This is a genomic window from Streptomyces sp. NPDC046862 (assembly GCF_040704615.1).
Lineage (GTDB): Bacteria > Actinomycetota > Actinomycetes > Streptomycetales > Streptomycetaceae > Streptomyces.
Genome location: NZ_JBEYXP010000020.1, coordinates 134,276 through 147,204, shown reverse-complemented (window position 1 = coordinate 147,204; position 12,929 = coordinate 134,276). Strand labels below are relative to the sequence as shown.

The 12,929-nt window shown below is 72.4% G+C and carries 16 protein-coding genes; 10 read left to right on the top strand and 6 right to left on the bottom strand.

The window, feature by feature from the left end; translation table 11 throughout:
• Nucleotides 1–39: 39 nt before the first annotated feature.
• Entirely contained in the window at nt 40–996 is a 957-nt protein-coding gene (locus AB0959_RS23210; protein ID WP_366828373.1) for an aminoglycoside phosphotransferase family protein, read from the top strand.
• Between the two features lie 81 nt (nt 997–1,077).
• Entirely contained in the window at nt 1,078–1,326 is a 249-nt protein-coding gene (locus AB0959_RS23205; protein ID WP_366828372.1) for a hypothetical protein, read from the top strand.
• A 96-nt stretch (nt 1,327–1,422) separates the two neighbouring features.
• On the opposite strand, the gene AB0959_RS23200 is transcribed toward AB0959_RS23205, so the two are convergent.
• The 5 genes from AB0959_RS23200 to AB0959_RS23180 all read right to left on the bottom strand — a co-directional run bounded on the left by AB0959_RS23200 (nt 1,423) and on the right by AB0959_RS23180 (nt 6,928).
• Entirely contained in the window at nt 1,423–2,451 is a 1,029-nt protein-coding gene (locus AB0959_RS23200) for an SDR family oxidoreductase (RefSeq protein ID WP_366828371.1), read from the bottom strand.
• A gap of 133 nt (nt 2,452–2,584) precedes the next feature.
• Nucleotides 2,585–3,574 carry an SDR family NAD(P)-dependent oxidoreductase gene (locus AB0959_RS23195; RefSeq protein WP_366828370.1) on the bottom strand — a complete coding sequence of 330 codons (990 nt, stop codon included), beginning with the start codon at nt 3,572–3,574 and terminating at the stop codon, nt 2,585–2,587.
• Between the two features lie 295 nt (nt 3,575–3,869).
• Nucleotides 3,870–5,006, bottom strand: a complete 1,137-nt coding sequence (locus AB0959_RS23190; protein WP_366828369.1) for an aromatic acid exporter family protein — start codon at nt 5,004–5,006, stop codon at nt 3,870–3,872.
• 71 nt (nt 5,007–5,077) lie between these two features.
• On the bottom strand, nt 5,078–5,743 hold the full coding sequence (locus AB0959_RS23185; RefSeq protein ID WP_366828368.1) for an HAD family hydrolase: 666 nt from the start codon (nt 5,741–5,743) through the stop codon (nt 5,078–5,080).
• A gap of 147 nt (nt 5,744–5,890) precedes the next feature.
• Nucleotides 5,891–6,928 (bottom strand): PHP domain-containing protein, encoded by a 1,038-nt coding sequence (locus AB0959_RS23180; RefSeq protein ID WP_366828367.1) that lies wholly within the window; start codon nt 6,926–6,928, stop codon nt 5,891–5,893.
• A 148-nt stretch (nt 6,929–7,076) separates the two neighbouring features.
• Here AB0959_RS23180 and AB0959_RS23175 point away from each other — a divergent pair, with 148 nt between their 5' ends.
• Together AB0959_RS23175 and AB0959_RS23170 are read left to right on the top strand one after the other, a co-directional pair.
• Complete coding sequence (locus tag AB0959_RS23175) at nt 7,077–7,880, top strand: SDR family oxidoreductase (RefSeq protein WP_366828366.1); 804 nt, start codon at nt 7,077–7,079, stop codon at nt 7,878–7,880.
• 67 nt (nt 7,881–7,947) lie between these two features.
• Nucleotides 7,948–8,184: a hypothetical protein gene (locus AB0959_RS23170; protein ID WP_366828365.1), complete on the top strand. Its 237-nt coding sequence runs from the start codon at nt 7,948–7,950 to the stop codon at nt 8,182–8,184.
• Here the strand turns inward: AB0959_RS23170 and AB0959_RS23165 are convergent.
• Complete coding sequence (locus tag AB0959_RS23165) at nt 8,181–8,894, bottom strand: VanZ family protein (RefSeq protein WP_366828364.1); 714 nt, start codon at nt 8,892–8,894, stop codon at nt 8,181–8,183. The genes AB0959_RS23170 and AB0959_RS23165 overlap by 4 nt on opposite strands.
• A gap of 251 nt (nt 8,895–9,145) precedes the next feature.
• Here AB0959_RS23165 and AB0959_RS23160 point away from each other — a divergent pair, with 251 nt between their 5' ends.
• Genes AB0959_RS23160 through AB0959_RS23135 form a run of 6 tightly spaced genes read left to right on the top strand, consistent with a single transcriptional unit; the run spans nt 9,146 to nt 12,927 of the window.
• Entirely contained in the window at nt 9,146–9,328 is a 183-nt protein-coding gene (locus AB0959_RS23160; protein ID WP_366828363.1) for a hypothetical protein, read from the top strand.
• On the top strand, nt 9,325–9,777 hold the full coding sequence (locus AB0959_RS23155) for a monovalent cation/H+ antiporter complex subunit F (protein WP_366828413.1): 453 nt from the start codon (nt 9,325–9,327) through the stop codon (nt 9,775–9,777). The genes AB0959_RS23160 and AB0959_RS23155 overlap by 4 nt, the downstream gene beginning before the upstream one ends.
• Nucleotides 9,770–10,036, top strand: coding sequence for a DUF4040 domain-containing protein (locus AB0959_RS23150; RefSeq protein WP_366828362.1), 267 nt, complete (start codon nt 9,770–9,772; stop codon nt 10,034–10,036). The genes AB0959_RS23155 and AB0959_RS23150 overlap by 8 nt, the downstream gene beginning before the upstream one ends.
• Nucleotides 10,033–10,806: an MnhB domain-containing protein gene (locus AB0959_RS23145; RefSeq protein ID WP_366828361.1), complete on the top strand. Its 774-nt coding sequence runs from the start codon at nt 10,033–10,035 to the stop codon at nt 10,804–10,806. The genes AB0959_RS23150 and AB0959_RS23145 overlap by 4 nt, the downstream gene beginning before the upstream one ends.
• Entirely contained in the window at nt 10,806–11,153 is a 348-nt protein-coding gene (locus AB0959_RS23140; protein ID WP_366828360.1) for a sodium:proton antiporter, read from the top strand. Before AB0959_RS23145 ends, AB0959_RS23140 begins: the two co-directional genes overlap by 1 nt.
• Before the next feature lie 7 nt (nt 11,154–11,160).
• The gene (locus AB0959_RS23135) at nt 11,161–12,927 is read left to right on the top strand and encodes a complex I subunit 5 family protein (RefSeq protein WP_366828359.1); all 1,767 of its coding nucleotides are present in this window, start codon (nt 11,161–11,163) and stop codon (nt 12,925–12,927) included.
• Nucleotides 12,928–12,929 lie beyond the last annotated feature (2 nt).

Here is a 12,929-nt window from a genome sequence, read left to right as displayed (position 1 = left end):
TGGTCGGCCCGGCAGGCACGGACGACAGGGAGGCGCACGGTGGCGGACGCGGGGGAGCGGGTACGGCGGATCCTGGCCTCGGCCGGGCTCGGCGAGGACGACCTCGTCACGGTGCGGTCACTCGACGGTGGCACCTACAACACCGTCGAGGAACTCCTGCTCACCGGCGATCGGCGGCTGATCCTGAAGACACCCCCGCCGCCGGAGACGCCGATCCTGCGCTACGAACACGAACTCCTCGGCCAAGAAGCCGAGTTCTACCGAGGAGCCGCCACCGTCGGCGTACCCGCCCCTCGCGTGGTCGTCGTGGCGGACGGCCGGCTCCTGATGACCGCCTGCCCCGGCACGCCCTGGCACCTCGCCTCCCTGGAGGCAGCCGAACGGCGGACGCTGCGCCGGGAGCTGGGTGGCCTCGTGGCCCGCCTCCATCGCGTGACCGGCCCCGGCTTCGGCTACCCGTCCGGCGCCGTGGGGCCCCTCGCCCCCGACTGGCGCACCGCCTTCACCGCCATCTACGACGCCGTGCTCGCCGACGCCCGCCGCTACGGTGCCTGGCTGCCGCGTCCCGTGGAGGAGGTGGCGCGACAGGCCAAGTCCGCGTACGACGCCCTCGACGAGGTCACCGTTCCGCGCCTCGTCCACTTCGACCTGTGGGAGGGCAACATCCTCGTGGAGCGAGACGGCGCTCCGCGTATCGGCGGACTGATCGACGGCGAGCGCATGTTCTGGGGGGATCCGCTGGCGGACTTCGTGTCGCTCGCGCTGCTCGGGAACATCGAGGAGGACCCGGACTTCCTGACGGGCTACCAAGAGGAGGGCGGCCGAACGGAGTTCACGTCGGCGGCCCGGCAGCGTCTCGCCCTCTACCGCAGCTACCTCTATCTGATCATGCTCATCGAGACGGTGCCGCGCGCCACGGACGCGGAGCACGTCAACTGGGTGCGGGAGACGGTGGCACCGCAGCTCACGGCGGCCCTGGACGAGCTCGGCGGCTGACAGCGGACCGGCAGCGGCGAATGGTTTCGGCGTGCCCGCCCGAGGTACTCGCGGGCGGGCACGAGACGAAGGGAGTGCGCCGTGACCGATCACCGTTCGGAGGGTCCCGGCGAGAACGGGGAGCCCGTACCCCGGGACATGCCCGACCAGCAGGCCCACGAGGGCGACGACCCCTGGGAGGTCGCCCCCGAGAGCGCCGACCCCGACGCGGAGGACGAACCCGCCACCGACGTACCGGACACCGACGAGGCGGGCTCGGGCAGGCGAGGCGCCCCCGACCCGGCCGGCGTCCACCCCGAGCAACCCGTACCGAACGAGTCCACCGACTGACGTCCACCGATTGACGCAGCCCCTGTGGGAGCGGCACCACGCGGTGCCGTTCCCACAGGGGCAGTTCGGGACTTCACTGGTGCCGTCCCGTGGCGTTCAGCCCACCTTCCGCCCCCGCATCGGCTCCGTCTCGGCCCCCTCCCCGCGCCGCACGCCGTCCAGGAACTCCTGCAGCACCTCGACCGCCGTGCGCTCGGGGCGCCAGCCCAGTTCGTGACGGGCACGTGTGCAGTCCATCAGGGGCAGCCGCAGGACGGCGTCGAACAGGTGCGGCGACGCGGGCAGCAGATGCAGCCCCCAGGCGGCGGCGAGCGCCGAGCGGGCGGCCGCGCGGGGCAGTCGTACCGGACGGGCACCGAGCATCTCGCTCAGGACGGACGCGTCGAGGGGCGGCTCGGCCGCGATGTTGAACGCGCCGCGCGCGTCGCTGTGCAGCGCGAGCCGGTACGCCTCGGCCGCGTCGTCCGTGTGCAGGGCCTGCACCCGCAGCCCGGGGACGTCGGGCAGGACGGGCAACAGATCGGGACGGACGAGTTGTCCGGGCAGGAAACGCCCCCCGAAGATGCGCCGCTGTTCGCTCGCCGACTCCTGTTTGAACAGGAACGCGGGCCGCATCCGCACCACCCGGATCGAGGGGTGCTGGTGCTCGAACGCGTCCAGGGCGCGTTCCAGATACGCCTTCTCCCGGCAGTACGCGGCGTCCGGCCACCCGTGCGTGGGCCACGACTCGTCCACCGAGCGGTCCTTGGGGCCGGGCGAGTACGCGCCCACCGAGGAGGCGTGCACGAGGGTGGGTACCTTCGCCGCCGCCACCGCCTCGAAGACGCGGATGCTGCCGAGGACGTTGGTGCGCCAGGTGACGGCCGGATCGTGGGTGGGCTGGAAGGCCCAGGCGAGGTGTACGACGGCGTCGGCGCCCTCGAACTCCTCCACCAGGTCGGTCTCCTCGACCGCCAGGTCCACCGCCGACCACTCCGTCTTCGCGGGTGACCAGTCGGGAGTCCGCCGGGCCAGTCCCCGTACGGATGCGACCCGGTCGTCCTCCGCGAGCAGACGTACGAGACTGGTGCCCACGTTGCCGGTGGCACCCGTGACGACCATCCTGCCGCCGGTTTCACTGCTCACCGCTGGCTCCTCTCAGAGGGGAACCCCGCTCCTCCCGGGGGCGGGAGGTCCGAGTACCCGGCCCCACGAGGGTGCACGCGACGCGCCGGCGATTTCCGTTCGGGCGTTGTCCGCTCACTCGGGCGTTCTCCGCTCAGCGGCGCCCCGCGAACGCGTTCACCCCCGTGAGGTCCGCCGACAGGGTCCAGAGCCGGGCGGCACTCCCCGGGTCGATCGCGTAGGCCTGTACACCGCCCCGCTCGTCCTCCGCCGGGGCGAGCCCGGCGATCTCGCAGTCCTCGCAGTACAGCCCGCCCAGACCGTCGAGCTGTGGTGAGGTCGCGGCCCACACCTGTGTGGCCGCACCCTCCCGCGGGGTCCTGAAGCTGTCGCTCACGGTGCCGTCCGCGTCGATCCAACCGCGCTCGATCATCTCCTCGCGGGTCAGATGGCGCACCAGCTCGGTGAGGATCTCACCGGGATGCAGGGAGAACGCCCGTACCCCGGCCTTCCGGGCGAGGGTGTCGAGGTGGACGGTGAACAGGACGTTGGCGGTCTTCGACTGGCCGTACGCCTCCCACTTGTCGTACGCGCCGTGCGTGAAGTGCGGGTCGTCCCAGCGGATGTCCGACAGGCGGTGCCCGGAGGACGACACGGTGACGACCCGGCCGCCGCCCCGCTCGATGGCGGGCCAGAGCCGGTTCACGAGGGCGTAGTGGCCCAGGTGGTTGGTCGCGAACTGGGTCTCCCAGCCGGGTCCGACCCGTGTCTCGGGGCAGACGGCGATTCCGGCGCTGTTGACGACGATGTCGAGTGTGCGCCCCGAGGCCAGGAAGCGCTCGGCGAAGCCGCGGACGCTCTCCAGGTCACCGAGGTCAAGTTCGTCCACCTCGGTTCCGGCGATGCCCTTCAGCGCCTCGCGGGCCACGTCGACGCGCCGGGCGGGGACGAGGACCCGGGCACCCGCCGACGCGAGCGACCGGGTGGTCTCCAGGCCGAGTCCCGAGTAGCCGCCCGTGACGAGCGCGAGCCTTCCGGTGAGATCGATGCCCCGCAGGACGTCGTCCGTGGTGCTCCGCGCGCCGAATCCCGAACCGACCCTGTGCTGTGCGCTGGTCTGTGCAGCGGTGTGTGCGGTGCTCATGTGGCGCACGCTACGAATTGAAGAGCGCTCGAAGTCAACCGCACAGGAAGAAGCCCCGACCGGACGGGGGATTCACGGTCGGGGCGGTCTGTGGTGGGAGCGAATGGCGGTCGCCTCTCGGCGAAAGGCTCCACAGGGCTTCAGCCGAACGATCGTCCCTGTGGGCGGATGGTGAGGCCCGGGGACACTGTCCCATCCGCACCCACGGCTGGTTCAACGGGAAAGTACCAGTGGGTGTTCCTGTGAGATGGGTGCATTCAGGGTGATCTGCGTCACGGGAAGCGCATTGTTTCGGTCACTTCGGCCATGCGATTTCGGCCCACACGTTCTCCGCCTGGAGCAGCAGGGCGCCCAGTACGGCGGTCCGTGGGGCGCTGTCGCTCGCGTGCTCGCGCAGCCGGGCCTGGAGTTCGCCGTGCAACTCGTCCATCGTGGCCCGCCCCTCCTGTCCGGGGCCGTCACCCGACGAGCCCCTGATGCGGCTGCCCTCCGCGTGGCACGCTTCCCCGATCAGCTCCAGCAGACGCGCGTACGAGCCCAGTGCCGCGAGGTCGGGCGGGCTCGGCGTCCGGTCGGTGTCGGCCGCGACGGCCAGAGTGCGGGACAGGGTCATCACGTGCCCGGTGATCCGGCCCCAGCGCTCGTCCTCGTCGGCCGGCGGCACGTCGAGCGGGACCCGGTGCATGGCCCGCAGCCGGCCCGTGGTCAGCCGCAGGCTCTCCTCGCTCCACCGCCGTGCCGAGCGCAGCCCGTCGAGCCGCCGCTCCAGGTCCGACGCGGTCCGTGACCAGCGGACGGCCGTGCGGGCGTCCCACTCGTCCTCCCGCAGATGACCCGCGGCGGCGTGCAGGACGTCGCCCGTCTCGTGTGCCAGGGCCGCGAGGTTCTCCCGTACGTCCCGCAGGTGGATCGGCGGCAGCACGAACGCGTTCACGGCGACGCCTATCACCGCGCCCAGCGCCGCCTGGCCCATGCGGTGGGTCACCGCCGACGCCGTGACCGGGCCGGCGGTGAGCGTGAACAGGGCCGTCGTCGCGGCGTAGACACCCTGGGCGCCGAAGCGGGACCAGTTGGCGAGCAGCATCAGCACCGGCAGGCACAGGGCGAGCGCGGCGGTGATGTCCCCGGTCAGCGCCTGCGCCCCCGAAGCCAGTAACGCGCCCAGGCAGATCGCCGCGAACTGCTGCGCCGCCTGCCGAAGCGAGCTGTACACCGTGGCCTGCACCAGCACCACGGCCACCCAGGGCGCCATCATCGCCATCGGGTCCCCCAGCCAGTTCCGCGCGATCACCCACGCGAGCAGCGCCGCCGCCGCGGCCTTGAGCGACTGGATGACGAGATCCCGCTCGCGACCGGGGCCGTGCACGGCGTTGTGGGCGGCGCAGAACAGGGCATGGGCTTCGCAGCGGAGGGCTCGGGCCGGGGAGGTCATACGGTGCGGGGCGCCGAAGGCGCAGGTGGCTGGACACTCATGCGGTACGGGTGTCCGGGGAGCGCACCGCCTCACCCATCCGCCGCCAGCGGACTCTCCTCCAGGGACGCCAGCAGATGCGCCGGGTCACGGTAGACAGCCTCGGCGCCCGCCGCCTCCAGGTCTCCGCGGGGGATGCCGCCGCTCAGCACGCCCAGGCAGCGCACCCCGGCGCGGGTGCCGGCGCGCATGTCCCACACCGTGTCACCGACGAAGACCGCGCGCTCGGCGGGCACCCCCGCCAGGTCCAGGGCGTGCTCGACCGGATCGGGGGCGGGCTTGCCGGCGTCCACGTCGTCGGCGCTCGCCGTGGCCGTGATCGCGTCGTCGGCGTCGATCGCCCGGCGCAGCGCGGACAGTTCCGAACCGCCGGCCGAGGTGGCGAGGACGACGCTCCAGCCGTCGTGGTCCAGGCGCCGCAGCAGCCGCCCGGCACCCCGCAGCGCGGGCAGCCGATCGAAGTACGTGCCGTACAGGGTCTTGTGGGCGGCGCTGAGCGCGGACACCTCGTCGGGATCCCGGTTCTCGCCCAGGACGTGGGTGATCAGATCGCCCGAGGGGAGCCCCACGGCCCGGTGGATGGCGTGCATCTCCACGTCGTGACCGGCCTGCCGGAACGCCTCCCACCAGGTCGTCACATGGAGATGATTGGTGTCGACCAGCGTCCCGTCGACGTCGAACACGGCTGCTCGGCCCATGTACATGTGCTCCTTTCTCATGGCTGTCACGGCTCTCATGGCTGTCACGGCCTTCACCATTGCCATGGCTTTCACCGTTGCCATGGCTTTCACCGCGGCCACGCCTGAATCCGTCGTCGCAGGTCCTGTGCGCCCCCGGGTACCGCGTCACGCGCTCCCCACGCGCGACGGCACCACGCCTTCCCGTGTCCAGGCCAGCAGCTCGTCCGCGGCCCACGTCGTGATCACCCGATCGGCGGGCACCCCGCACTCCTCGGCCCGGGCGCAGCCGTTGATCTGCCAGTCCAGCTGGCCGGGGGCGTGGGCGTCGGTGTCGATCGAGAACAGCACGCCCGCGCCGAGCGCCCGGCGCAGCAGCCGTCCGGGCGGGTCGAGCCGCTCGGGGCGGCTGTTGATCTCCACGGCCGTACCGGACTCGGCGCAGGCCGCGAAGACCTCGTCCGCGTCGAACTCCGACTCCGGCCGCCCCCGCCCGGACAGCAGCCGCCCGGTGCAGTGCCCGAGGATGTCGGCGTGGGGGCTGCGGACGGCGGTGACCATGCGGCGGGTCATCGCCGGCGCGTCCATGCGCAGCTTCGAGTGCACGGAGACCACCACCACGTCGAGCCGCTCCAGCAGCTCCGGCTCCTGGTCGAGCGACCCGTCGTCGAGGATGTCGCACTCGATGCCGGTGAGCAGCCGGAACGGGGCCCACCGCTCGTTGAGCCCGGCCACCACGTCGAGCTGCTCGCGCAGCCGGTCCGCGGACAGCCCCCGTGCCACCGTCAGCCGGGGCGAGTGGTCCGTGAGCGCCGTCCACTCGTGCCCGAGGCGGGCCGCCGTCCGCCCCATCTCCTCGATCGGGCTTCCGCCGTCCGACCAGTCGGAGTGCACGTGGCAGTCACCGCGCAACAGCGCCCTCAGCCCCTCGCCACCCGGCGCCACCGGCTCCCCGGCCCCGCCCTCCAGCTTCCGCAGATAACCGGGCACCTCGCCGGCCAGCGCCTCCCGCACCACCTGCGCGGTCTTCGGGGCGACCCCGCGCAGCGACTCCAGCGAGCCGTCGGCCGCGCGCTCCGCCACCTCCTCCCCGGGCAGCGCGTCCACCACGGCGGCCGCGGTGCGGAACGCCCGTACGCGATAGGTCGGCTCCTGGGACCGCTCCAGCAGGAACGCGATCCTCTCCAGTGCCTCCACGGGATCCATGGGCACCTCCTCGTCCAGGGTTGACCAACCGCACCGGGACCGCACACGGGGGCCGGTTTGTCCATCCCGCCCCCGGGTACTGCGAGGAATCACCGCACTCCGCACGTCGCAGTCGTCAGGCAGTCGAGCACGCAGTCGAGGAGGCGCGATGTCCGCGCGCGAACGCAGCGAGGTGGCCGTCATCACCGGCTCGGACTCCGGGATCGGCCGGGCCACCGCGGTCCGGCTCGCGGAGGAGGGGATGGACGTGGGCATCACCTGGAACAGCGACCTGAAGGGTGCCGAGGAGACGGCCGAGGAGGTGCGCGCCAAGGGCAGGCGCGCCGCTGTCGCGCAGATGGACCTCACCCGCCTGCCCGTCGCCGCGGGCACCGTGGACGAGCTGTGCGACCGGCTCGGCCGCGTGGACGTGCTCGTCAACAACGCCGGTACGGGGACGATGACCCCCTTCATGGACCTGGAGCTCGACGACGTGCGCCAGGTCCTCGACGTCGATCTCGTCGGGCCCTTCCTGTGCGGCCAGCGGGCCGCGCGGCACATGATCCAGCAGGGCGGAGGCGGCCGGATCGTCAACGTGACCTCCGTGCACGAGCACCAGCCCCGCGTCGGCGCCGCCCCGTACTGCGCGGCCAAGGCGGGCCTCGGCCTGCTCACCCAGGTCATGGCGCTGGAGCTCGCCGAGCACGGCATCACCGTCAACGCGGTGGCACCCGGCGAGATCGCCACGCCCATGACCGTGCAGGAGGACGCCGACGTGCACACACGAAGCCGCCCTGGCATCCCGCTCGGGCGCCCGGGCGACGCCCGCGAGGTCGCGGCCCTGATCGCCTTCCTGGCAGGTCCCGACGCCTCGTACGTCACCGGCGCCTCCTGGACCGTGGACGGCGGCATGCTCCGGATGGGCCCCCAGGCGGGCTCCCATCTGGAGAGCGACGAGTGGCGACGCACCTGATCCACCCGCCCAGGAGATGGGGTCCGCTTTGGGTTCTATTGACCCGATAAGATCTACTCTCGGTTGTATGACCGAAAGCGCGAGTCCCTACCTGCCCAACCCGCGGATCATGGTGCTCGGGGTACAACCCGGCAGGCCCCCGTTCCGGATCGTGGAGATCGACGGACAGGTCGTCGGTGAGGCCACGGCCATCACCGACGTCCTGCTCGCCGCCTCGGCGGCCGGCATCAGGGTCCACGACCTCGACGACCCGGACGTGGTCCGCTGGGTCGGTGGCGACAAGTTCACCTGGTCGACCCGCTAGACCTTGCGGCGCAGGAGGGGGAGGCGAGGGAGCTTGACGCCCTTGCCGCCCTTGCCGCCCTTGCTGTCCCTGACGCCCTTGCCGGCCGCACTGACTTTCTCGCGCTTGCCGCTCTTCCAGGCGGTGCTGCTCTTCCCTGCCCTGCCGGCCTTCCCGGTCGTGGTGCCCTTGGCGCTCGCGGGTTTCCTCTGCTCGGGCGGGTGCACCGCGCGACCCAGTCGCCGCCCCAGCAGCACGTACCCCAGCAGTGCGCCCGCCGTGTTGAGGATGACGTCGTCGATGTCGAAGGCGCGCCCCGTGATGACCGCCCCCTGCGCCAGCTCGACGAGGAGCATGACCAGGGCGGTCAGCAGCGGCACACGCAGGATGCCCCGGGTCCCCGGCGCCAGCATGGGCAGCAGCACACCGAACGGCACGCCGAGCACGATGTTCCCGCCGATCTGCTTGACGGCGTCACGCAGCGCGGGCTGGTTCAGATAGGCCTCCAGCGAGCGGCCGGGGTGCAGGTTGCTGTGGGTCAGCGACTCCGAGGCCGGTGACGGCTGGAGCGTCAGCCGTGCCAGCACCGCGGCGAACCCGACCATGGCGGCGAAGGCCAGCACCATCGCCAGCAGACGCAGCGGGAACGGAAGCGGCCGACCGTCGCGCGGGGTCGCCTGCCGTCGGTGGCCGGAGGTCGAAGTGCGGGAACGTGACGTGGTACGGGCCATGTAACCCTCCCATTTTCAACTTCCCTTTTCCGTAAGGTGGTTACCCCCGATAACGGCTCCGATGCCGCCGTGCGCGTGGTGTCGGCCACCGTGGTGACCGGTTTCTTCTCGCTCTCAGGGGGCACCCCGGGCAGCGACCCGTCGAGGGCAGCCACTCCACGGAGCCGGAGCGTGCTTGGACGACGCAACGGAATATTTCTGGTCGAAGCGGGCAAGTTGGCGTGATACGTGCAGGCCCACGGAGGTGACGGGTGAACCGGCGTACAGCGCTTCTCACCGCGCTCGGCTTCCTGGGCTGGTGGGCCCTGCTGGCCGCGCTGTGGCTGGTGTTCATCAGCACCGTCGACCCCCTGGAACTCCTCGTGGGCGGTGCCGTCGCCGGAGTCGGTACCGCATCGGCATGGGGAGCGCGACGGGCGGTGAGCGGCCGGTGAACGGCTGGACCACTGCCGCGACGGTCACCTTCGCCGGGGGAGTCGGCGCCACCGTGTGGGGCGTGGCCACCGGACCGCTGCGCCGCCGGGTCGTGGCGCAGAACCTCTCCAGCGCGCTCGCCTGCCCCGGACTGCTGCTGCTCGCCCAGGGATACGACCGCCCCTCCTACGTCGACCTGGCCCTCGTCCTCGCCCTCCTCGGCCCCATCGGCACACTCGTCTTCGCCCGCCTCCTCGCCGACGAACTCCACGAGGACCCGCCGCGCGCGCTGTTGGCCACGTGGTGCGCCGCCGGGTTCGGCGCGGTCGTCGTGCTGGTCCTGTGCGCGGCCACCGGACCGGGCCGGGCGATGGTCAAACTCCTCGTGATCGGCGTCCTGTTGGTGGGCGGCAACCTCGTCGCCTCCCGGGCGCTGGCCGGCGGCTTCCCGGGGAGCCACCGTGGATGACGCACTGATCGTCGTGGCCCTGCTCCTCGTCGCGGCCCTGGCGACCGCGGCCGTGGCCGTGCGCGACCCCGTGCGCCAGGCCCTCGTCCTGGCCGTCCTCGGACTCGCCCTCGCCATTCTGTTCACGGTGCTCCAGGCGCCCGACGTCGCCCTGTCCCAGCTCGCCGTCGGCTCGGCCCTCACGCCCCTGCTGCTCCTGCTCTCCGTCCGCAAGGTCAAACGGCGCGAGAAGGACGAGCGGAGGGGCGGACACGGGTGAACCGGCGCGTACGGCTGTGGATCGTGCTCGTGGGCGGCGCCGGCCTCGCGGCGCTCCTCGTCGCCGCCTGCCTGGACCTGCCCGGCTTCGGCGGCGACCGGCATCCCTACGGCGACCGGTCGGTGCGCGCGTCCCTCGCCCGGCACACCGCCAACACCATCTCCTCCGTCAACTTCGACCAGCGCGCCTTCGACACCCTCGGCGAGATGGGCATCCTCTTCGCCTCCGTCCTCGGCACGGTCGTCCTGCTGCGTCAGACCCGCGACGAACGGCGCGCGACCCCGCGCCCCGTGGCCGTCGCGCCTCCCGTCCGCCGATACGCGCTCGCCGTGCTGCCCGTGGCCGTCCTCACCGGCCTGTACGTCATCGCCCACGGACAGCTCAGCCCCGGCGGCGGCTTCCAGGGCGGAGTCGTCGCGGTGACCGCGCTGCACCTGCTCTACCTCGGCGCCGACTACCACGCGCTGGAACGGATCCGCCCGGTCGGCCGCTACGAGGTGGGCGACGCCCTCGCGGCCTCCGCCTACCTCGTGCTCGGCCTCGCCGGGGTCCTCGCCGGGACGGCGTTCCTCGCCAACACCCTGCTGCCGTACGGCACGTTCAACACCCTGTCGTCCGGCGGAACCGTGCCGCTGCTGAACGCGGCCATCGGCATGGAGGTCGCCTGCGCGGTCGTCGTGCTGCTGGCGCGCTTCCTGGACCAGGCCGTCGAGATCGAGAAGGAGAGCGGACGCGATGGAGGAGAGCGGGACATGACGGAGGAGGCGTGATGTCCGTACTGCCGTACCTCGTGGCCGTGTGGGTCTTCCTCGCAGGTGCCTACGGCCTGGCCACCAGTCGCAACCTCATCCACGCCGTCGGCTGCCTCGCCGTGTGTCAGTCCGGCACGTACGTGCTGCTGCTGGCGGTCGGCTACCGCGACGGCGCGACCGCCCCCGTGTACTCCGACGTGAAGCCCGGCTCGCGCCCGGTGGTCGACCCGGTCGTGCAGGCACTCGCCCTCACCGACGTCGTCGTGGGCGCCACCGTCACCGCCCTCCTGCTGGCCCTCGTCATGCAGATCGTCAAGCGTCACGGCACCGTCGACCCCGACGAACTCTCCGAGTTGCGCGGCTGACCCGCCGATGAACCACCTGCTGCCGCTCGTCGTCGCCGTACCGCTCCTCGGGGCCGCCCTGCTGGTCGCCGGAGGTCGCCGCCTGCCCCGCGCCGCGGCCGAGACCGTGGGCGTCGCCGTCGCCGCCGGCAACGCCGCACTCACCCTGCTGCTCCTGGCCGACTCCTCCCCGCCGATGGTCGAGTGGGTCGGCGGGTGGACCCCGGAGAACGGCCGCAGCGTGGGCATCGTGCTCGTCGGGGACGGGCCAGGGCTCGGCATGGCCGCGCTCGCCTCCCTGCTGACCGTGGCGGCACTGGTGTACTCCTGGCACTACTTCGACGAACCACCCCGTCGTCACGCCGGCTCCTTCCCCGCGCTCGTCCTGCTCTTCCAGGCCGGCATGTGCGGATTCGCCGTCGCGGGCGACCTGTTCAACGCGTTCGTGTTCTTCGAGTTGATGAGTGTCGTCGCGTACGCCCTGACCGGCCACCGCGTGGAGGAGGCCAAGGCCGTGCAGGGAGCTCTGACCTTCGGCGTCGTCACCTCCCTCGGCGCGTACGCGATGCTGATGGGCATCGCGCTGCTGTACGCGCGCACCGGCGAACTCGCGATGACGGAGATCGGACGGGGCCTCGACCGGCACGGCGGCCCCGACGCGCTCGTCCTCGCCGCCTTCGTGCTCGTCCTGACCGGGCTGCTGGTGAAGGCGGCGGCCGTCCCCTTCCACTTCTGGCTGCCCGACGCGCACGCCGTCGCCCCGACCCCGGTGTGCATGCTGCTGTCCGGTGCCATGGTGGAATTCGGGGCCTACGGCGTCTGGCGCGTGTACGACACGGTCTTCTCCGGCCCTGGCGGCATCGCGCCCACCGACGTGGAACGCGTCCTCGTCGTGCTCGGCGTGCTGACCGCGGCGATCGGCGCCGTCATGTGCTGGTACCAGCGGCACGTCAAACGGCTGCTGGCCTACTCGACGGTCGCCCACACGGGGCTGTTCCTCATCGGCATCGGCACGCTGACACCGGAAGCCGACGACGGGATCGCGCTCTACATCCTCGGGCACGCCGGGGTGAAGGCGGCCATGTTCGCGTGCACGGGCATCCTGCTCGACCGGTACGGCACCGTCGACGAGCACGCCCTGTACGGCCGGGCCCGCGAACTGCGCGGAGTCGCCGTGCTGTACTTCGCCGGCGCACTCGCCCTCAGCGGTCTGCCGCCCTTCGGCACCGCCCTGGGCAAGGCGGTGACGGAGGAGGCCGTGGGAGGAGGGCTGACCGCGCTGTACGTCGCCGTCTCCGCGGTCACCGCCGGCGCGGTGCTGCGCGTCGCCGCCCATGTGTTCCTCGGTCTGGGCCCCCGGCCGGGGGAGCCGCCCTCGTCGGAGTACGAGACGACCGGTGCCGGTGAGGAGCCCGAGACGCGGGCCCGGCTCGGCCGGGTGCCGGGCACGATGACCGCGGTGCCCGCGCTGCTCCTCGCCGGGGCACTGGCCGTCGGTGCGGCACCGGGCCTGGCCGTCGCCGTGAGCCACGCCGTGAACGAGGCCGGCGCCGGAGGTGCCCTCACCCCGGCGCACTGGGCCCTGCCGGGCGTGCTCCTCGGAATCGTCTCGACCCTGCTCGCGGTGGGCCTGGCGACCCTCGCGGTGACCCGGCCCGCCCTGCTGGGCGAGCCGGGCTGGGCCGCCCCGCTGCGCCGTCTGCAGTCCGGGCACATCGGGGACTACGTGGCGTGGCTGCTGCTCGGGGCGGTACTGCTGGCGGTGCTGGCCTGGCCCGGAATGCTGGGCGCGTGAAC